The 17,870-nt window shown below is 46.3% G+C and carries 14 protein-coding genes and 4 pseudogenes; 10 read left to right on the top strand and 8 right to left on the bottom strand.

Translation table 11 applies throughout. The features are described from left to right. Nucleotides 1–236: 236 nt before the first annotated feature. The 3 genes from ltrA to WA381_RS17120 all read right to left on the bottom strand — a co-directional run bounded on the left by ltrA (nucleotide 237) and on the right by WA381_RS17120 (nucleotide 3,458). On the bottom strand, nucleotides 237–1,916 hold the full coding sequence (gene ltrA / locus WA381_RS17130) for a group II intron reverse transcriptase/maturase (protein ID WP_156087421.1): 1,680 nt from the start codon (nucleotides 1,914–1,916) through the stop codon (nucleotides 237–239). Between the two features lie 547 nt (nucleotides 1,917–2,463). Next, nucleotides 2,464–2,787 carry an IS66 family insertion sequence element accessory protein TnpB gene (gene tnpB, locus WA381_RS17125; protein ID WP_156087422.1) on the bottom strand — a complete coding sequence of 108 codons (324 nt, stop codon included), beginning with the start codon at nucleotides 2,785–2,787 and terminating at the stop codon, nucleotides 2,464–2,466. 170 nt (nucleotides 2,788–2,957) lie between these two features. Beyond that, a complete protein-coding gene (locus WA381_RS17120) occupies nucleotides 2,958–3,458 on the bottom strand; it encodes a hypothetical protein (protein ID WP_336132193.1) in 501 nt (166 codons plus the stop codon). A gap of 179 nt (nucleotides 3,459–3,637) precedes the next feature. On the opposite strand from WA381_RS17120, the pseudogene WA381_RS17115 reads away from it, so the two are divergent. Then, nucleotides 3,638–3,877, top strand: a pseudogene (locus WA381_RS17115) (transposase); the annotation flags it as partial. Here the strand turns inward: WA381_RS17115 and WA381_RS17110 are convergent. Beyond that, complete coding sequence (locus tag WA381_RS17110) at nucleotides 3,793–4,122, bottom strand: transposase (RefSeq protein ID WP_156087424.1); 330 nt, start codon at nucleotides 4,120–4,122, stop codon at nucleotides 3,793–3,795. The pseudogene WA381_RS17115 and the gene WA381_RS17110 sit on opposite strands and share 85 nt — an antisense overlap. Before the next feature lie 28 nt (nucleotides 4,123–4,150). After that, nucleotides 4,151–4,990: pseudogene (locus WA381_RS17105) on the bottom strand (IS1380 family transposase); the annotation flags it as partial. A gap of 629 nt (nucleotides 4,991–5,619) precedes the next feature. Here WA381_RS17105 and WA381_RS17100 point away from each other — a divergent pair. The 6 genes from WA381_RS17100 to WA381_RS17075 all read left to right on the top strand — a co-directional run bounded on the left by WA381_RS17100 (nucleotide 5,620) and on the right by WA381_RS17075 (nucleotide 12,814). Continuing rightward, on the top strand, nucleotides 5,620–7,089 hold the full coding sequence (locus tag WA381_RS17100; RefSeq protein ID WP_156087425.1) for a benzaldehyde dehydrogenase: 1,470 nt from the start codon (nucleotides 5,620–5,622) through the stop codon (nucleotides 7,087–7,089). A gap of 94 nt (nucleotides 7,090–7,183) precedes the next feature. Then, nucleotides 7,184–8,275, top strand: coding sequence for an alkane 1-monooxygenase (locus WA381_RS17095; RefSeq protein ID WP_156087426.1), 1,092 nt, complete (start codon nucleotides 7,184–7,186; stop codon nucleotides 8,273–8,275). A 296-nt stretch (nucleotides 8,276–8,571) separates the two neighbouring features. Then, nucleotides 8,572–9,624, top strand: a complete 1,053-nt coding sequence (locus tag WA381_RS17090; protein ID WP_156087427.1) for a 2Fe-2S iron-sulfur cluster-binding protein — start codon at nucleotides 8,572–8,574, stop codon at nucleotides 9,622–9,624. Between the two features lie 122 nt (nucleotides 9,625–9,746). Then, nucleotides 9,747–10,847, top strand: a complete 1,101-nt coding sequence (locus WA381_RS17085) for an NAD(P)-dependent alcohol dehydrogenase (RefSeq protein WP_156087428.1) — start codon at nucleotides 9,747–9,749, stop codon at nucleotides 10,845–10,847. A 179-nt stretch (nucleotides 10,848–11,026) separates the two neighbouring features. Beyond that, nucleotides 11,027–12,421, top strand: a complete 1,395-nt coding sequence (locus WA381_RS17080) for an OmpP1/FadL family transporter (RefSeq protein WP_156087429.1) — start codon at nucleotides 11,027–11,029, stop codon at nucleotides 12,419–12,421. A 39-nt stretch (nucleotides 12,422–12,460) separates the two neighbouring features. Next, nucleotides 12,461–12,814, top strand: coding sequence for a hypothetical protein (locus WA381_RS17075; RefSeq protein WP_156087430.1), 354 nt, complete (start codon nucleotides 12,461–12,463; stop codon nucleotides 12,812–12,814). 97 nt (nucleotides 12,815–12,911) lie between these two features. On the opposite strand, the pseudogene WA381_RS17070 reads toward WA381_RS17075, so the two are convergent. Beyond that, nucleotides 12,912–13,019: pseudogene (locus WA381_RS17070) on the bottom strand (transposase); the annotation flags it as partial. A 239-nt stretch (nucleotides 13,020–13,258) separates the two neighbouring features. Between WA381_RS17070 and WA381_RS17065 the strand changes: the two are divergent. Next, on the top strand, nucleotides 13,259–14,473 hold the full coding sequence (locus tag WA381_RS17065) for a PAS domain S-box protein (RefSeq protein WP_197044465.1): 1,215 nt from the start codon (nucleotides 13,259–13,261) through the stop codon (nucleotides 14,471–14,473). Here the strand turns inward: WA381_RS17065 and WA381_RS17060 are convergent. Together WA381_RS17060 and WA381_RS17055 are read right to left on the bottom strand one after the other, a co-directional pair. Further along, nucleotides 14,470–15,108, bottom strand: a pseudogene (locus tag WA381_RS17060) (IS3 family transposase); the annotation flags it as partial. The gene WA381_RS17065 and the pseudogene WA381_RS17060 sit on opposite strands and share 4 nt — an antisense overlap. Further along, nucleotides 15,087–15,308, bottom strand: coding sequence for a J517_1871 family lipoprotein (locus WA381_RS17055; protein ID WP_156087434.1), 222 nt, complete (start codon nucleotides 15,306–15,308; stop codon nucleotides 15,087–15,089). The gene WA381_RS17055 and the pseudogene WA381_RS17060, both read right to left, overlap by 22 nt. An 856-nt stretch (nucleotides 15,309–16,164) precedes the next feature. On the opposite strand from WA381_RS17055, the gene WA381_RS17050 reads away from it, so the two are divergent. Beyond that, nucleotides 16,165–16,578: a hypothetical protein gene (locus WA381_RS17050; RefSeq protein ID WP_156087435.1), complete on the top strand. Its 414-nt coding sequence runs from the start codon at nucleotides 16,165–16,167 to the stop codon at nucleotides 16,576–16,578. Between the two features lie 40 nt (nucleotides 16,579–16,618). Continuing rightward, nucleotides 16,619–17,803 (top strand): KAP family P-loop NTPase fold protein, encoded by a 1,185-nt coding sequence (locus WA381_RS17045; protein ID WP_156087436.1) that lies wholly within the window; start codon nucleotides 16,619–16,621, stop codon nucleotides 17,801–17,803. Nucleotides 17,804–17,870 lie beyond the last annotated feature (67 nt).

Below are 17,870 nucleotides of genomic sequence, written 5' to 3'. Positions count from 1 at the left end.
AGATTGTTTTGTGATCGATAATCGCTGCTTATGGTCACCGGTTATAAGCCGGATATCGTTTAATTCAAAGCCTGAAAATAACCACTGCAACTGTTGTTCACTCAGGTGCATGTGCTGTAATTCAGCATCACTTGGCCATTTAAAGCGGTGCTTTTGTCGAGTAGCCAGACCCGATTACTCGAGCCCAGCCCTCTAAGAACGGTACGTGCGAGTTTCCCCGCATACCGCTCAAGTCGTTATAACGCCATGTAGGATGGCGCAGCAGTATTTTTACTTTTATGAATGCTGTTATGGCAAGAAGGGTGTACAACCACGGTATTACTCGTCTTATTATCACCACCTAAATATAAAGGCACTAGGCGGTGAATATTCCAACCAGTTTTAGCCGTTATTTTCCTTTTGCAATACAAACACTCACCATTTTGACGTGATAATAATCTATGCAGGCGTTCTTTGTTGCGAGAATTTATTAACACATCAAGCCGAGATTCAAAGTAAGTTTCATGTGTCGGATCGTAAGGGTTTGCATCGGAATTGATTTTTGGATGTCGCACAATCGGTATTGCTGCTAACCGAAATAAGGCTATTTGTTTATCACCGGTGCAGAATGTCCAATTACGCGCACCAACAGAGTGGAAGTATCTAGCCCTAATCCAGTGTTTTCCTTTTCTAGGATGTCTACGACATGCCCATTTCCAGAGTAGCAACCATATATCAGAGTCAATCTTGCAAAATACTTCCTTTGCGACACTGTGTCGGTGATAATTACACCAACCTCTTAATATTGGATTAAGCTGAAAGATTAGCCTGTCTTGTCGAGTAGAGCGATATTTGGTGATCGTAAGTCTCAACTTATTCATCAAATGTAGAACGCTTTTGCTACTGGGTTTGACCAGTAATTTGCCATTATACTTTCTGAGATTTTGACCAAGAAAATCAAAACCCTCTGATATATGCCTAACGTGCGTTTTTTCTGGCGATAATGCCAAACCACGTTGGGACATAAATTCATTAATACAAGGCAATATTGTATCTACCAAAAACGCTTGAGAATGAGCCGTTACAACAAAATCATCAGCATATCTGATTACAGAGACTCTCTTAACATTAGAACGAATTTCACGGTGCTTACCTCTTTTAACACCTGAAGCTTCTTCAATTGTTCCTTGCAGTTGATTCAATACCATATTCATTAACGTCGGCGAGATTATCCCTCCTTGCGGTGTTCCTGCAAGTGTTGGATATACCTTGCCAGACTCCATGAAGCCGGCATTCAACCACTGTGAAAGGATTGGTTTGTCAATGTTTAAGTGCTTTAGCATCCATTCATGGCTGATATTATCGAAGCATCCTTTAATATCTGCATCAAGCACCCATTCTCCCGCACCTTTGCGACACAATACTTTGAAGCATTGTTCGATCGCATCAGCGCAAGATCTTTGTTTTCGAAAACCAAAAGAATTGCCGTCACTGTTTGTCTCCACTTCTGGCTCAACGGCTAGCAAATACAGTGCTTGCATCCCACGATCCAGCATTGTGGGGATACCGAGAGGTCTTCTCTGCCCATTCGACTTTGGAATAAAGACTCGCCTTAATGGACTTGCCTTGTATCCAGAGCGTTTGAGCGATGAGATTGCTCGCCATTTTTTAGTAGCACTTTGCCATGTTTCGCCATCAATACCAGACGTTTTACGCCCTTTGTTCTCCGTTACTTGTTTAACCGCAAGGGCTTTCGCATAAAAGGAATGAGTCAATAACCATTGCAGACTTTTAACTTTCCCTTTTCTCCCTTGCTTTACTGCTTTCACAATACGCGCTTGCAATGATCCTACGTAGCGCTTTGCAGCCTTCCAATCGATGTTAGACCAGCATTGCGCTTCGTTTATAGGTGCACATTGTTCATAAGAGCAATTCATTTGCATTCCTAAGCTAAAATCTTATTACAAATTTCTTGTGATTAACCACTCGATGGAAGTGGGCTATGCTTTCGCATGATGTCACGTTCAATACATCTATCCTTGCCATTACAGCAAGGCATTCGCTTTCTCCATCGTCCTTTACCCGCATGCCCGTCATTCATTCTTACGAAGAAACTACCTCAACGAGGGAGCATACGGGCTTACCAAGTTCCACTTTATTCACATAATGGGTTAGTGTCAGTCAATCCGCCGGGGGCACATTAAATTGCGTAACATGAGACTAGAGCATGTTAACTTGTCCACCACACCTTTTGGTTCAAGCTTGTCAGCATCTTTAGCTTGTTTATAATGACGACAGTTAAAACTGTTCAGTTAATTACACATACCATTAATTCCTAGGGCTCAACCGCATGATGCTTGCAGTTTGTTCAACATCACTGTTGAACTTAAGGCTACATTGTCTTTCGAGCTTCACACCTCACCATTGCTAGTAACGCATGTCGAAATAGGAAACCTTCGGCAATACGAAGGGTTGAATCAAAGTTCAACAGTAAACAAAGCGACTTCTTGTCGCACCAAGACGCTTATACCACAGGGCAAAGCCGGTTTTATCCCAGTACAACACCTTCAGTTTATCCCGCTTTTTATTACAGAAGACAAACAGTGCATCTCGGAACGGATTGAGTTCCATCTGTTGCTCAACCACCACAATCAGAACGTTAATAGATTTACGGAAGTCGACATTATCCAGATAAAGATAAATGTCAGAAGGCTCGACGAACATCCTCATTCGTTCAGCGCCTTCATCAGGCTGGCCAGCCAGTGGGGGCTGACATTGACGGGTAGACGCAATGTCGAAGAGGCGCATTCCAGCGTTAGCGCCTGAAGGTCATCTTCGACACGGGACTCATAGGTGGTGACTTCGCGCTTAACGCGAACAAACTTATTGTTGGTTACCCACACTCACGGTTTAATTCACTAATACCACAGGCCTAAAGAAATAATAAACGTATTAATTATTTAAACGTTTCTACGCGCCTACCGGACATATCTGTGGGGGGAATATATAGAAGCGGACCTAATTGCCGGATGACCAATAACCTCTGTCCAATAACGTCGAACCGTTCTCTCGCTCCGGCCACAAATCGCAGCTACAGATACTTGAGTAGGGGTGACATTTTGAGTTAGAAGCTCCCTAGCAGCGCGTAGGATTCGACTTAGAGTTGATTCAGCTTTCTTCTTGGCCGTTGACTCAGCCGCAGCTTGTCTAGCGGCCTTAACTTCTTCAGGATTGAGTTTGGCTTTGTCCTGGTATAGAAATGAAACATCCATACCCAGTTGGCGTTCCAGATAGTCTGCTATCGAGTCCTTTTTGTATTTGTACAGCGTTGTTTTCGCCGTCTTCAGGTACTTATTGAGCTCTTCATCCGTTAGGCCAATATGACGTTCATTGAGTTGTCTCACGCGCTGATATGCAGCTTCCTCATCCTGAATGTGTCTTAGCGCCACAAATAATATAAATGCCGTACTATCGCGCATACCCTCTTTCACAGGGTTCGCATTTATATGTTGAAGAATGTGCGTATATATCTTGAACCACCACTGTCCAATAGTATGTTTACCGCTATTAGGCCTCTTATATTCATTAAGGTCTTTGTGACGTGCTCCAATAGATTCACACACCCAGTTAAGAGATAATTCTCACAACTGGAGTGTATATGAAAACGCGAAAAAGCTATTCAAAAGAATTCAAATTAGACGCCGTGAGTTTGGTCACTGACCAAAACTACAAAATTGCTGAGGCAGCACGAAGCCTAGGGATCAGTGCCAATATGCTTGGTCGTTGGGTTAAAGAGCAGGATTCTGAAGGAGCTCACGCTTTCCGCGGAAATGGCAGGCTTACACCTGAGCAAGAGGAGATCCGCCGTCTCAGGGAAGAAAACAAACGCCTGAAAATTTCTTTCTCCATGCGCAGGGTTTTGACTTCCTGACGAAGCCGCTTCAGCTCTTCAAGCTCTGTTTCTGTAGGCTTCGACTCACTGGCTGATTGCTCCTGTTTTTCCTTCCACCGGTAGAGCAGGTTGGTGGCAATACCCAGAGACTTCGCAGCCTCTGGTACTGTGTAACCTTGCTCGGTTACGAGCGCAACGGCTTCTTCCTTAAATTCTGGCGGATACTGCTTGTAACTGCGTTTCTGACTCATGGTTAGCACCTCTGTTATTGAAGAGTTTATCTCTTCTTGAGGTGTCCGGGATATTCAACCAGAACAGTTTCTTCAGGCGGCTGTTGCCGGTCAGGCCGAACAGAAAATCCGTGTACGGATCGTCAAGCGCCAGCTGCATCAATTCCACGTTGGCAAAATGAGCGTCACCACGCAGCAGGATGCGGGTCTCGTGCCAGTGCTGGCGCAGCCGCTTGAGCACCCGCTTAAGGATCATCGCGTTTTCTGCCCCCTTCGGGCGCTTGCCGGGGCGCAGTGCAGCGGTAATGAACTTGCCCGACAGGCCTTCGAACAGAAACAGCGGCAAGTAGCAGTGGCTCTGGTAATGGTGATTGTAAAACGCCAACTCCTGCTGGCCATGAGTCCGGTCTTCGGAGTGATCCATGTCTAGCACGATCATCTCTGGGGGCTTGCCGTAGCTGGCGACAAACTGCTCTACAAAGGCCTCGGCCAGGCGGTAAAGGTCGCGGGTGTTAACGGCATTTTCCAGACGCGAGAACGTGGGTGCGCTGGCCAGGTCCTGCTCTGCCTCAAGCGGTTTGCGCTCGGCGCCGAGCTTGAACATCGGGTCACGGCGCAGCGCGTTGGCGTCATTGGCATCGGCATAGCCGCAAGCGATCTGGAAGATCCGCTGGGTCAGCAGATCATCAAGCGAGTGGTCGATGTAAGAGGCGTGACGGCGGTCGTCGATGGCCTGGGCCAGTCGATGAACCAGGCCGATCTGCTGGTCCACCCCGCGCAGCAGCAGGGGGCCAAAGTCGGATGACAACGCTCCGCCCTCAAAATCAGCGCGTATGGTAAAGCCGGCAAAGGGAGGAAAGCGCAGTTGAGTTGGGATAGAATTGGACATGGGCGAACCTTGTTTAGCTTCTTCCGAAGCGTTATTGGCGTAACTCCCATTATATCAATGGGTTAAGCAAGGTTCGCCTTTTTTATGAATTTTTCGGGCTAGGAAATTTTACTGAATGACAACCTGACTTGGTCACTTTCCGCCATACATCGCTCATTTCATTGAATTCTTATCCGGGCCTCAGGGAGCAGTTCAGGCTCTTGCCTGGATGCCGTAGATAGTCCTATGCTTTCGAAAATATGGACGTTGCAGTATCCGGACAAACGATGCACTGTCCGGATAGTCATCCCCTGGGAACTTGCACCACAATCAAGACAAATAAAGAACCCACGCAAGGCAATCCAATAGCAAAAGCAGGCAGCGTTATCGAAGGCTACGACGAAAAACACCTTTGTTGTGACCGTTGGGGCATGGCCGATGGCCCTGAGTTGTTGGAGTAGAGGCGTATACGGAAAGTCTGTCCGGCGCATGGAAGCTGGGAGCGCAATTCCAGTGGTTAGTTACAAGTTAGTCCAAGGCGCCTATCTGGTTATAAGGCTAGGCAGTGGTGCGTTCTATTACTCCGGGTTCGAAATATATTCGGTGCGGGCGCAATAAATAATAATTATTTTATGTCGAGGAGAAGACTGATGCAGCAAGAAAGAAAAAAAGAGGTGCCTATTTGGTCTGGAAAAGTGTTCAGCTCTGGGTGGGTAGAAGCGCGGGGTGGTGCCTCTGACGTTACCGATCCATCTAATGGTGATCTGCTTGGTGTTGTGGGCATTGCAAATGGTGAAGATGTCGCAGCTGCTGCACAGTCAGCCAGGCGAGCTCAAAAGGAGTGGGCTGCAATACCCTTCAGTGAAAGAGCCGAGATTGTCCGAAAGGCTGCGGAAAAACTGAAAGAGCGCGAAAATGAGTTCGCCGATTGGAACGTGCGGGAATGTGGCGCGATTCGGCAGAAAGGCTTGTGGGAGGCCGGGATTACCTATCAGCAAATGCATCAGGCTGCGAGCCTAGCGTTCTTGCCTGACGGTACGTCATTGCCATCGACTGTTGCAGGGCGCCTGAATCTTTGTCATCGAGTTCCTGTTGGCGTGGTCGGCGTGATTGCTCCGTGGAACTTCCCACTGTTTCTGGCGATGCGTTCGGTAGCGCCAGCGTTGGTGTTGGGGAATGCAGTAATTCTAAAACCCGACCCTCAGACTGCGGTCACTGGAGGCGCGCTCATTGCTGAGATTTTCTCCGAGGCTGGTATACCAGATGGCGTTATTCATGTCCTTCCTGGAGGGGCAGAAGCAGGCGAATCAATGGTGACGAATCCGGGCATCGACATGATTTCCTTTACTGGATCAACCGAGGTGGGCCGGCTAATTGGAGAGAAGTGCGGAAGAATGTTGAAAAAGGTTGCGCTTGAGCTCGGTGGAAATAATGTCCACATCATTTTGCCTGATGCAGATCTTGATGGGGCCGCCAGTTGTGCAGCATGGGGTACGTTCCTGCACCAGGGCCAGGTGTGTATGGCCGCCGGGCGTCACTTGGTTCATCGTGATATTGCGCAAGAATACGCAGAGAAGCTTGCGCTGCGTGCTCGGAATTTGGTGGTTGGAGATCCGAAAACGGATCAAGTACACCTCGGTCCTCTTGTCAACGATAAACAAGTGGCCCACGTCCATGCGCTCGTAGAATCTGCGCAAAAGGCCGGCGCAAAGATCTTGGCGGGAGGTACCTATCAGGATCGCTACTACCAAGCTACCGTGCTCATGGACGTAACGCCGAAAATGGATATTTTCGAGTTGGAAACTTTCGGCCCGGTGGCGCCAATCACTATCGTTGACAGCGTAGAGGAAGCCATCGGATTGGCAAACAGTTCGGAATATGGCTTGGCTGCGTCTATTCACACTAAGGACTTAGCGGCGGGTCTGGAGATTGCGAGGAATTTAAAGACAGGGATGGTTCATATCAATGACCAGCCGATCAACTGTGAGCCACATGTTCCTTTTGGAGGCATGGGAGCCTCAGGTAGCAGTGGAAGGTTTGGCGGGCTTGCAAGCATTGATGCATTTACTCAGTCTCAATGGATCAGCATGGTTGGGAAGCCAGCTACTTACCCATTCTGATCTAATTAGATAGATTAGTTTCAATGATACCCTTGATGATTAATATCTTTGAGATATCTGTAATCAAAATAAGTAATAAGATGAGGAAAATAATATGGATGCCATTCGTTACTACCTGATTCCACTAGTGACTGTTTGCGGGGCATTGGGGTTTTATTATGGCGGAAATTGGGTTTGGCTCGGGGCTGCAACCTTTCCCGTGCTGATGGTGCTAGATATCGCTTTGCCCAAGGATTTTTCAGAGAGAAAGGTAAATTCTTTTTTTGCAGACCTTACTCAATACCTGCAATTACCATTAATGATTGCTATGTATGGGTTTTTTATTTTCGGCGTGAGGGAAGGCCTGATAGACCTTGGTGAACCCATGCTGTTTTGGGGAAGCATTCTTTCTTTGGCTTGGCTTAGTGGAGTACCTACGCTTCCAGTTTCGCACGAATTGATGCACCGCCGGCACTGGTTTCCGAGGAGAATGGCGCAATTACTGGCAACATTTTATGGTGACCCAAACCGAGATATTGCTCATGTCAATACGCACCATCTAGAACTCGACACGCCTCTCGATAGCGATACCCCAATCCGCGGCCAGACAATGTACAGTTTCGTGGTCAGTGCAACTGTTGGTTCCGTCAAAGATGCAGTAAAAATTGAAGCTGAGACCTTACGTCGAAAAGGAAAGTCGCCGTGGCATTTGTCTAACAAAACGTATCAGTATGTCATGCTTCTGATCGCTCTGCCTGCCGTGGTAACTTATTTTGGAGGGGCGGATGCGGGGCTAGTTACAATTATTTCAATGCTGATTGCGAAAGCGCTTGTTGAGGGGTTCAATTATTTTCAACACTATGGGTTAATACGCGAAATCGGTCAGCCTATCCTCTTGCACCACGCCTGGAACCACATGGGGATGATCGTCCGCCCGCTGGGATGCGAGATCACGAACCATATTAACCATCACATTGACGGCTATATACCGTTCTACGATTTGCGCCCGGAAAAGGAGGCTCCTCAGATGCCCTCACTCTTCCTGTGCTTTCTGCTTGGACTTGTTCCGCCTCTTTGGGAGAGTCTCGTTGCAAAGCCGAAATTGAAGGATTGGGATCTGCACTATGCCACCCCCGGTGAGCGAAAGTTGGCCGTTGAGGCTAATAAAAATGCCGGATGGTCACAGTGGATACCGCAGGCAGATTGATGACTACATTAAACTGGTGGCATTTCACGTTTGGCAATCTCAACTGAAAACATTGGGATTTCTGGGCCCTGATAGTGAGGAAGGGCCATTAGAACCTAATAGCAGTCAACGTGTTGAATTTTTGATGTTGGCCGGAAGCATATAGAGAAAATTGGCTCTACGGCCTTTTTTATCAGGAGAATTTGTGTGCCGACTGACGTGTCATTTTCCTGCTGCCATAAACGCCTGGAGCAAAGGTGTCGTTCTGGAATTTACACAAGTAAAGACCAATAAATTTTAATGATGGACGTTTGAATATGTTTAAGAAAATCTTTGGCCTATTTGCTCCTCCTCGGGAACTAACTGTTTCTGTGAGAGGGCAAGGAGTGGAATTTAAAGTTCCACGAGGTCAGACGATTCTGGAAAGTGCGCTGCATCAAGGGCTGGCGTTTCCACATGAGTGTAAAGTCGGAACCTGTGGTGCGTGTAAATATAAACTAATCTCGGGAAAGATAAGCGAACTGGCATCATCTGCTATGGGGCTAAGTGGTGGTTTATATCAGTCTGGATATCGGTTGGGTTGTCAGTGTATACCTAAAGAAGACCTTGAAATTGAACTGGATGCCAAACTCGGAAGGGCCATTGTTCCTAAAGAGACCACAGCCGTGATCAGTGAACAGAAACCTCTGGCACACGATGTAATCGGATTGACTCTAATGCCAGAAAAACTAATAACTTTTAATCCTGGTCAGTATGCTGATATTGAATTTACAGAACTGTCGGCTGTAAGAAGCTATTCGTTTTCGACTATAGGCCAAGCGGACGGCAGCCTGAACTTTCATGTCCGCCTAGTCCCAGGAGGGGTTTTCAGTGGTTGGCTATTTGGTGGTGATAGAACTGGGACCACCGTTACGTTGCGAGGCCCGTATGGACAGTTTGGGTTTAATGAGAGCGATGACGTGATGGTCTGCGTGGCTGGAGGAACGGGGCTCGCACCCATTAAATGCATTTTGGAGAGCATGACCGGAACCCAACGCGAGCGTGATGTTTTCTTATTTTTTGGGGTGCGGCAGCAGCGTGATTTATATTGCCTTGAAGAAATGCAAGCGCTTCAACGGGATTGGGGTGGAAACTTCGAGCTTATTCCAGTGTTGTCCGAAGAACCGGCAACGTCCTCCTGGAAAGGAAAGCGAGGCTTGGTGACTGAATGTTTTCAAGAATACCTGCAGGGGCGGTCGTGTGAAGCATACCTCTGCGGGCCACCACCGATGGTTGATGCTGCTGAAACCGAACTTCTTCGACTTGGTGTGGCGCACGGATCTATATATGCAGATCGTTTTTATAATCGAACCTCTGCGACCACGCCGTAATGCTGGGAGTGAAGGGATAGAATTTCTTTTTTGGTTAAGCTCACCCGAAAAAATTTGTTGAGCCTAGCGAGAAATGATTAGTGTTTATTAAACTGTGTGACGATTCAAAAACGGAGACAAAAATGAAAATAAAAGCAGCAGTTGTTCGTCAAAAAAATGGTCCATTTGGACTCGAAAATGTAGTCCTTAATGAGCCCGCTGAAGATCAAATTCTTGTTCGAGTAGTTGCGACTGGAATGTGTCATACCGATCTGATTTGTCGTGATCAGCATTACCCGGTTCCGCTTCCGATGGTGTTTGGGCATGAGGGAGCTGGCGTGGTTGAGAAGGTTGGATCTTCTGTCAAAAAAGTACAGCCGGGCGATCATGTTGTTTTGACTTTTTATACTTGTGGTGGTTGTGAAGCATGCCTTTCCGGTGATCCCACAAGTTGTGCCAACTCTTTCGTTCCCAATTTTATGGGGCGCTCAGTTGCCGGTGAGTGCACCATTCATGAACACGATGGCCAGGAAGTTGGGGCGAGTTTTTTCGGGCAGTCTTCCTTTGCGACTTATGCTTTGTCTTACGAACGCAACACAGTGAAGGTCACTAAAGACGTCCCGCTTGAACTCCTTGGGCCGCTTGGCTGCGGCATTCAAACTGGCGCAGGGTCTGTTCTCAATGCACTGAAACCTCCTGCGGGCTCGGCTATCGTGATCTTCGGTGCTGGGGCCGTAGGTCTTTCAGCAGTGATGGCTTCCGCCGTGGCCGGATGTACGAAAATCATTGCTGTCGATGTCAAGGAAAATCGACTGAAATTAGCTCGTGAGGTTGGAGCGACCCATGTGATTGATGCAACCAATACTGATCCAGTTGAGGAGATCAAGAAATTGTGCGCTGATGGGGCTCCGTATGTTCTGGAAACCAGCGGTTTGCCTTCTGTGCTTTCGCAAGCGATCTTGAGCTCCTCCATAGGCGGTGAGATTGGTATTGTTGGTGCGCCACCAATGGGGACTACAGTCCCTGTTGATGTTAATTTTTTACTATTTAACCGTAAGCTCCGAGGAATTATTGAGGGTCAAGCTGTTTCGGATATCTTTATTCCACGATTGATTGATTTGTATCGCCAAGGAAAGTTTCCCTTTGATAAATTAATTAAATTTTACTCATTCGATGAAATTGATCGAGCCGCTGAAGATTCGGAAAAAGGGATAACACTTAAGCCGGTAATTCGTATCGCTTAATAAGGTATAAGAGAACCTTTAGGTTTCGGTGCGCTGTTCTTGCGGACGGCGTACAACCTCCTCATAAGCTGAAAAGCTTATAAATATAAATTTTGCTATTTATGCCAAAAGGAAGCATAAGAGGATTGATTATCTGAAATGCTGGGCCATTAATAAAACAAAAAAGAAGGTGAGAGAGAATGCAATTTAAAAAATTAAATAAATGCATTATTGGTCTGTTCTTGTATATGATCTCATTCTATACGGTAGCGACTTACGGGTTGTTCCTAGAAGGTTTTGGATCGATTTCGAGGGGTATGGGAGGAACGGCCGTATCTCATTATGTTGGGCCTGCGTCAATGATGGTTAATCCGGCGACGATGAGTTTGTCTGATACGACAGGTGAAGTGTTGCTAGGGTTCGACCTGATTACTACGGATATTAGCGCGACGAATCTTGGCACAGGAGAAAAGGTGTCATCGAGTACGCGCTCAAATAATCGAGGGCCATATGTAGCTCCTCAGTTTGCTTTTACCAGTAAAGTTTCAGATTGGACTTTTGGGGTGGGCATGTTTGCTCAAGCCGGAGTGGGCGTTGAATATGGTAGGTCTAGCTTTTTGTCGCGCGGAGATATTGGTGAGACGGGCTATGCTGCCGGTGCTGATACGGGGCTCGAGAATGCAAGTCGTCTGTTTATTCTCGACATACCGTTTTCTGCGAGTTTTAAGGTTAATGACGATCTCTCCGTCGGTGCTACCCTGGATGCAAAGTGGACGGGTTTAAATCTTGATTATTTGTTTGGGAATAAACAGTTGGCTAGTCTCGGTGGGGATGGGCGGGCGTCCGGGTCGCTACTGGGATTGCTCGGGACATTACCTGATCCACGGGGAGTACACATAAGCGTTAGCGAAAACAAAGAAATCTCAAGTGGTGTTGATGGTTGGGGATACTCGGGTAGATTAGGTATGTTGTACAAGATGGCGCCCAAAACAAATTTGGGCATTTCCTACATGTTCGAGAGTAAAATGAATGATTTGAAAGGGAACGGAACAGTCACTGCGGTTGACGGTATCGCCGGAAACATACCTATTGAAGGACAAATACGAGTTTTGAATTTTAATACTCCTGCCAAATTGGATGTAGGAGTGAGTCATCAATTCAGTGACAAATTACTGCTCGCTTTAGATGTGTCTCGGGTTTTCTGGAAAGATGCCCTGAAGGATATTAAGGTGGGGTTTACCAGTGACGCCGGAGATGTTGATCTAAGGCTTCCTCAGAATACGAAGGATCAAACGATAGTGGCGATTGGGGCTTCGTATGCCGCGACCCAAAATGTAACGTTGCGGGCAGGATACAGTCAGGCTACTCAGCCATTCAATGATGAGGGGTTGTTGGCCCTGATTCCAGCAGTTCTGAAGAGGCATGCAACCATAGGCATTAGCTACCAAGTTTCAAAATCAGGTAGGTTTGATGCTGCATACTCTCGAGCCCTTGAGAATAGTATGACCAACCAGTCGGCTTTTAACACCTCATCAGCTGTCAGGTCGTCCATTGCGCAAGATAATTTTGTTTTTGCCTATACTCATTCATTCTAGACATGATGTCTAGAAACTTAACAAATTGAGGATGAATCGATGGAACTTATACAGTGGGCATTTTGGGTGCTGGCGGCGACGGCTGCGGGCGGGTTGCTGTTCGGGCTTCTGTTGGCAATGAGGGCGCGTTATCCCTCTTGGTTCGGCTTGGCGCATGGCGTGCTGGGATTCGCCGGTCTCATAATGCTGGGCTATACCTTGTATACTGCTGGGCCCGACACCGCGATCCCGCAGACCGGATACTGGGCGATGGCCCTGCTGGGCGCGGCGTTTCTGGGTGGGGCGCTGTTTTTTGGCGTGGTGTTCCGTCAGGCCAAACCCCGATGGGTGATCATGACTCACGGCGGCTTGGCGCTGGCCGGTGTTGCCATGCTTTATTTTTCCGCCTATTGAGGCGCACGGTTCCCGGGCTTGGCTCCAGCATCTTTTGGAGAAAGCGCGCCAGCAGATTGCTGAACTGGAAAACCTTTGCGAACATGCTCCCCTTGCTTACGCTGTTCAGAGATTCAATGGCGTTGGTGGTGTAAACTGCCCTGCGGATGTCTTCAGGGTAATTAAACAAGGTGTTGAGATTATGCCAGTGCGTACGCCATGATTTAGGGAAATGGGATGGACTCCCCTCGTACGGTTCTTATTTCATTATATTTTGAACCGCCTCGCGTGTATAAATTTTTTAGCCCATTACCTCAACGGCACGTGGAAAGATGCACCGCTGGAAACTTATTGTCGATAATTTAGCTCGGCTTTAAAAAATAGTAAGTTGATTAATTGCTTTTACTTTATCTGTGATTACACTACATAAAACCATTATAGATGTTTTAAAGGATTATGCGTTCAATGGATAGTTATAGTGAGGAAGCAACTAAATTAGAGAATGCTGCATTAAAGCGTGAGTTATCCGACCTCAAACGTGAACGAGATAAGTATAAAACGCTTTTTGACACCTCGGCTGACGCACTTTCAATCATCGATTTAGCCACTGGAAAGTTCATCGAATGCAATACCTCCGCACTCGCAATGCACAACGTTCAAAGCGAGCAAGACTTTTTAGCGCTTAGCCCCGCCGATTTGTCTCCGGAATATCAACCATGTGGCTCTCGCTCTGCTGAACTCGCAAAAATCTATCTATCTAAAACAGTCAGCGAAGGACCCCAAACATTTCGTTGGGAACACGAAAACTTTGGCGGAGTTAAATTTGAGTGTCTAGTGTCTCTCAGCGCTTTCAAGATGCCTGAATCAATGCTCGTATTGGCTGCAGTGCGTGACATATCAGATATCATTAAGTCAAAAGAGGCAGTGGTAAAAGCACATACAGAAATCGAAAAATATGAATCCGCAATACAACTCCAACAAGAAAGATTCAGAGCGTTTGTAGAACAGGCTCCGGTAGGGATTGCAATTAATCGATTTGCTGATGGCGCATTTGTGTCAGTCAACAAAGAGTTTACTGAGTTTTCAGGGTACGAACTCGATGAAATGAGTAAGCTCAGCTATTGGGAGTTGACACCATCGAAATACGAGGATGAGGAAACAAAACAGCTTTCACTTTTAAATTCTACTGGCCGCTATGGTCCTTACAGAAAAGAATATATCCATAAAGATGGACATTGCTATCCCGTATTACTTTCTGGTGTGAAAATCATAGACGAGGAAGGCGTCCCTCTAATTTGGTCTGTTGTTCAAGATGTCACTGAGCAGGAAGAAGCAGAAAAAGAACTCCGTAAGGCAAAAGCGCAAGCAGAAAACGCTAATGAAGCCAAAAGTCTTTTTTTGTCTAACATGAGCCACGAAATTAGAACGCCAATGAACGGCGTCCTTGGTATGCTTCAATTATTAGAGAAAGAGCCACTCTCGGAAAAAACCAAGAAGCTTGTTTCCACTGCCGTTTATTCGGCCAAAACACTGCTACGCATTTTGAACGATATTTTAGATTACTCAAAAATTGAATCCAATTCGCTCAGCCTTGAAACAACAGAGTTTTCTATCGAAAAGACAATGGAATCGATTTTGTCGTACGAATTTCCTAAGGCTGAATCGACCAGACTTTACTAGACAGACTTTCTTTTGAATTCTTCTAGCTTTTCATAAGCCAGTGGAGGCATATTATTCGCTTCACCATGCTTGCGTCTAGAGTTATAAAACATTTCGATATAATCGAATATGTCGGCTCTTGCATGTTCACGTGTTTTATAAATTGTTCTCTTGATTCGCTCTCGCTTAAGTAGTTGGAAGAAGCTCTCTGCAGCGGCATTATCATGACAGTTTCCTCGACGGCTCATGCTGGCCTTGAGATTATGCTCTGTTAAGAAGTCACTCTATTCATAGCCTGTAAATAGACTACTTTGATCTGAGTGTATGAGCACCTGCTTTTTGGGCTTTCTTCGCCATACTGCTGCTAGTAGCGCTTGAGTAACAAGCTCAGATTCGATGCGAGAACTCATCGACCAACCAACAACAGCGCGAGAGTATAAGTCTAAAACGACGGCAAGGTAGAGCCAGCCTTCATGAGTGCGGATGTAGGTAATGTCAGTGACCCAGTATCTGTTCGGTGTAGCTACTGTAAATTGCCTATCAAGTACGTTATCGGCAACAACAGCAGGTTTGCCGCTGAAGTGTCCTGTATGCTTTTTATAACCGACTTGTGCCTGTATATCTTCTAGCCTCATTAACTTAGCCTCACGATGTTTACGGTACTGCCAAAGTAATTTGATGAGACTTTTAGGCCATCAGAAGAAACGGCGTCGAGCGTTAACCTGGTTCCATCTTGGATAAAGATAGTGTCTTCAGCGTATTTGACCTTTTGAATAACGTCTGCTGTTCCGTAGGAATAGCAAAAGTACCCGTTACCCGACTTATCGAAACTGAGGCTCGCGAGGTAAGGGCCCATGTTACCCGTCTAGAACCCAATGACGTGTGAGGGTGCCGTCTCAGCCTTTACCTGCACAAAATTGTTGTTAAGCATATCATCAACGGGAGACTGGCATCCGGCTAAAGCTAACGAGCCTAAAACCAGATATTTGCGTACATTCATAATCGTCCTTAATGTGAATAGGTGTGGTAGGTACCAGTGTAGTACGGAATAACCATAGTACGCGTGATTTTGCAGAAAAAACACAACCACATGCTAATCACTACGGCAACATACCCCTATACCGTCTTGCTAAACTTCCCGCAGCTTCGCTGCGGCGGCGGCGCGCTCCGCGCAGTTGGGCAGGGAGAACGTGAGAAATTGGTGAGTGAGTAGGGGAGGTAAACGAAAGTGGGTCACAGGTAGTGGACAAGTAACGCACGTTTACTATGGGGCAGGTTGGTGGATGTATAGTGGTGTGTGAGGTGAATTCTTTGTTGTGGGTGAGTCGTCCTCGTTTGTGCTTTAGTCAATGAGTCCGGTTAGGGTTCTTATGCTGGGTTGGTGAGAAAAGGGTTTATTGGTTAAGGCGGTTCTAGGGTATGTTGCCGTAGTGGTTACCCTTTTCCAGTTATCAACAAGGCTGTGGATGGTTTATTCGTTGGATTTGCTGCTGTTTGATGAGTTATTCACTTTTTCGTTGGTAGTAGGGCGCCTGGTTACGCGCCCCTTTATAACGCACTTTGTGTTGAATAGAACGTGTTGATTCTCAATAAGTCGGGTTTGTTTGTCTGTTGTGGAACTTTTTTGCTACCTAAACCTAGTCAGTTATTCGTTGATTTTTTGAGCAGGTGGAGGAATAGTAGCTAAAGATAAAAGTAATCACGGAGGATTTATGTCTACTCCTTCTCGAATGCAATCATTCACAGTTAAGATAAAGAGTTGGTGGAAAAGAAACGTAGCATATAATAATGGCTGGCGACTGTTCCGCGCATACATTTACTTGGTGCTCGCCGCTCTTGCTGCGTTTGCTGGCTACTTTGGTTGGGGGTATTTTGGCGAGGACAGCGCAGGCTGGTTTGGGCGTAGTGGCGCCATTACCGCATTAACAGCCAGTATGGCCGAAGCGCTCCTTGCAGCTTTCGGTGTCGGCAATCTCTTCCAAGGGATTGCGGAAGTTGGTACTACCAAATTCATAGCGAAATATAAGAAGCCCATCGGCCTTGGCCAATACTTGGGAGCCTTCCTTATTGCAATGGGGACTTTAATTTGGGCTTACGGTGACTTGTTTTACCACGCTACTAACTAAGGGTAATATAGTTGCTATAGACAGTTAGTGATGGATTATCATGGACGAAATAAAACCAAAATACAGTGAATGGCTTAGCGAATACACATTTGACAATTGCGCGGTCGGTAGGAAAGCCTATGGCGAATTCTTAGCGTCATTTCTTGCCGAAGAAAAAGACGGATTTGTGCTTAACCTCAACGGAAAGTGGGGAACGGGTAAGACAGAGTTTTTAAAGCGCCTCTACACTCATTTTCACAACGCTAATCATCCTGTTATCTATATAGATGCTTGGGAAAGCGACTTTACCGATAATCCCCTCTTAGTAGTGGCAAGTGAGTTACTGACTCAGTTGAAAGCGCTATTACCACTTCATGGTAACGACTTAGATAAACTAAAAAAGCACCTTGGAAAGTTGTTAAAAGGAAGTGCAATCGTTGCAGGAAGCTACATTGGTGAAAAATTCATTGGTGACGCCGCTGCCGGAAGAGAGTTTGTTAAAACTTTTATGGAGTCGTCCCCAAAAGAATACCTCGATAGCATGAAGAAAGGCTACTCAGAACAGGTCGAGGCTGTAAAAGAGGTTCGTAAACACCTGGAGCAGCTAGCTGTTGCATTAAATGAGGTTCACAAGCGACAACTGCCTGTAATGGTACTAGTAGACGAACTCGACCGATGTAGACCCAATTACGCCATTGAAATGCTCGAAGTGATCAAGCATTTCTTCAGTACTAAAGACTTTGTTTTCGTGGTGGCTACTGATACAGAACAGTTACAAAACTCGATTAATGCTGTCTATGGCGAAAAATTTGAATCAGAAGCCTACCTAAGGCGCTTTTTCGATAGGAAATCTGTGCTTTCCCCTCCAGACGTTGATAAATTTTTAGGCCATTACGAGTTTGACCACCATGAAAACGTGCAGCTGTATCCCGACAACTCGCATTTTGATAGAGACCCAATCGAGATTGTTAATTTCAAAATGTTGGCAAGAGCATATTCACTGGGATTGAGAGATATTGATCAACTTGTAGCAAAGTACAAAGCCTGTATACGGTCGATAGCGTCAAATAGAGAGCAAACACATCTTGTAAACATCTTTACTTTGTTAGTCGCTCTCATCGAATTTGATAGACGCCCCGATAAATTCGAAAATCGAGACACAGACAACCCCTTGTCTAACTGGGATGGAGAAGACTTTACTATCTCGACGCGAGACGAAAGCAGAAAAACCACATTGGGGTTCTAGGGATTTTCCCCTCTAAAAAGACATAATCCTCTGTACATGCCGCCAATAGGAGACTGTGGAGGTGGGT

This window comes from Alteromonas sp. CH_MED4-4, from assembly GCF_037029575.1.
Taxonomy (GTDB): domain Bacteria; phylum Pseudomonadota; class Gammaproteobacteria; order Enterobacterales; family Alteromonadaceae; genus Alteromonas; species Alteromonas macleodii.
Note: the sequence above shows the minus strand (reverse complement) of the source record. Positions and strands in the feature narration are given on the sequence as shown.

Bases quoted from the DNA above. Each gene is read 5' to 3' on its own strand.
- ltrA (WP_156087421.1), bottom strand. From the start codon at position 1,916: ATGAATTGCTCTTATGAACAATGTGCACCTATAAACGAAGCGCAATGC.
- tnpB (WP_156087422.1), bottom strand. From the start codon at position 2,787: ATGCGCCTCTTCGACATTGCGTCTACCCGTCAATGTCAGCCCCCACTG.
- WA381_RS17120 (WP_336132193.1), bottom strand. From the start codon at position 3,458: ATGCGCGATAGTACGGCATTTATATTATTTGTGGCGCTAAGACACATT.
- WA381_RS17110 (WP_156087424.1), bottom strand. From the start codon at position 4,122: ATGAGTCAGAAACGCAGTTACAAGCAGTATCCGCCAGAATTTAAGGAA.
- WA381_RS17100 (WP_156087425.1), top strand. From the start codon at position 5,620: ATGCAGCAAGAAAGAAAAAAAGAGGTGCCTATTTGGTCTGGAAAAGTG.
- WA381_RS17095 (WP_156087426.1), top strand. From the start codon at position 7,184: ATGGATGCCATTCGTTACTACCTGATTCCACTAGTGACTGTTTGCGGG.
- WA381_RS17090 (WP_156087427.1), top strand. From the start codon at position 8,572: ATGTTTAAGAAAATCTTTGGCCTATTTGCTCCTCCTCGGGAACTAACT.
- WA381_RS17085 (WP_156087428.1), top strand. From the start codon at position 9,747: ATGAAAATAAAAGCAGCAGTTGTTCGTCAAAAAAATGGTCCATTTGGA.
- WA381_RS17080 (WP_156087429.1), top strand. From the start codon at position 11,027: ATGCAATTTAAAAAATTAAATAAATGCATTATTGGTCTGTTCTTGTAT.
- WA381_RS17075 (WP_156087430.1), top strand. From the start codon at position 12,461: ATGGAACTTATACAGTGGGCATTTTGGGTGCTGGCGGCGACGGCTGCG.
- WA381_RS17065 (WP_197044465.1), top strand. From the start codon at position 13,259: ATGGATAGTTATAGTGAGGAAGCAACTAAATTAGAGAATGCTGCATTA.
- WA381_RS17055 (WP_156087434.1), bottom strand. From the start codon at position 15,308: ATGGGCCCTTACCTCGCGAGCCTCAGTTTCGATAAGTCGGGTAACGGG.
- WA381_RS17050 (WP_156087435.1), top strand. From the start codon at position 16,165: ATGTCTACTCCTTCTCGAATGCAATCATTCACAGTTAAGATAAAGAGT.
- WA381_RS17045 (WP_156087436.1), top strand. From the start codon at position 16,619: ATGGACGAAATAAAACCAAAATACAGTGAATGGCTTAGCGAATACACA.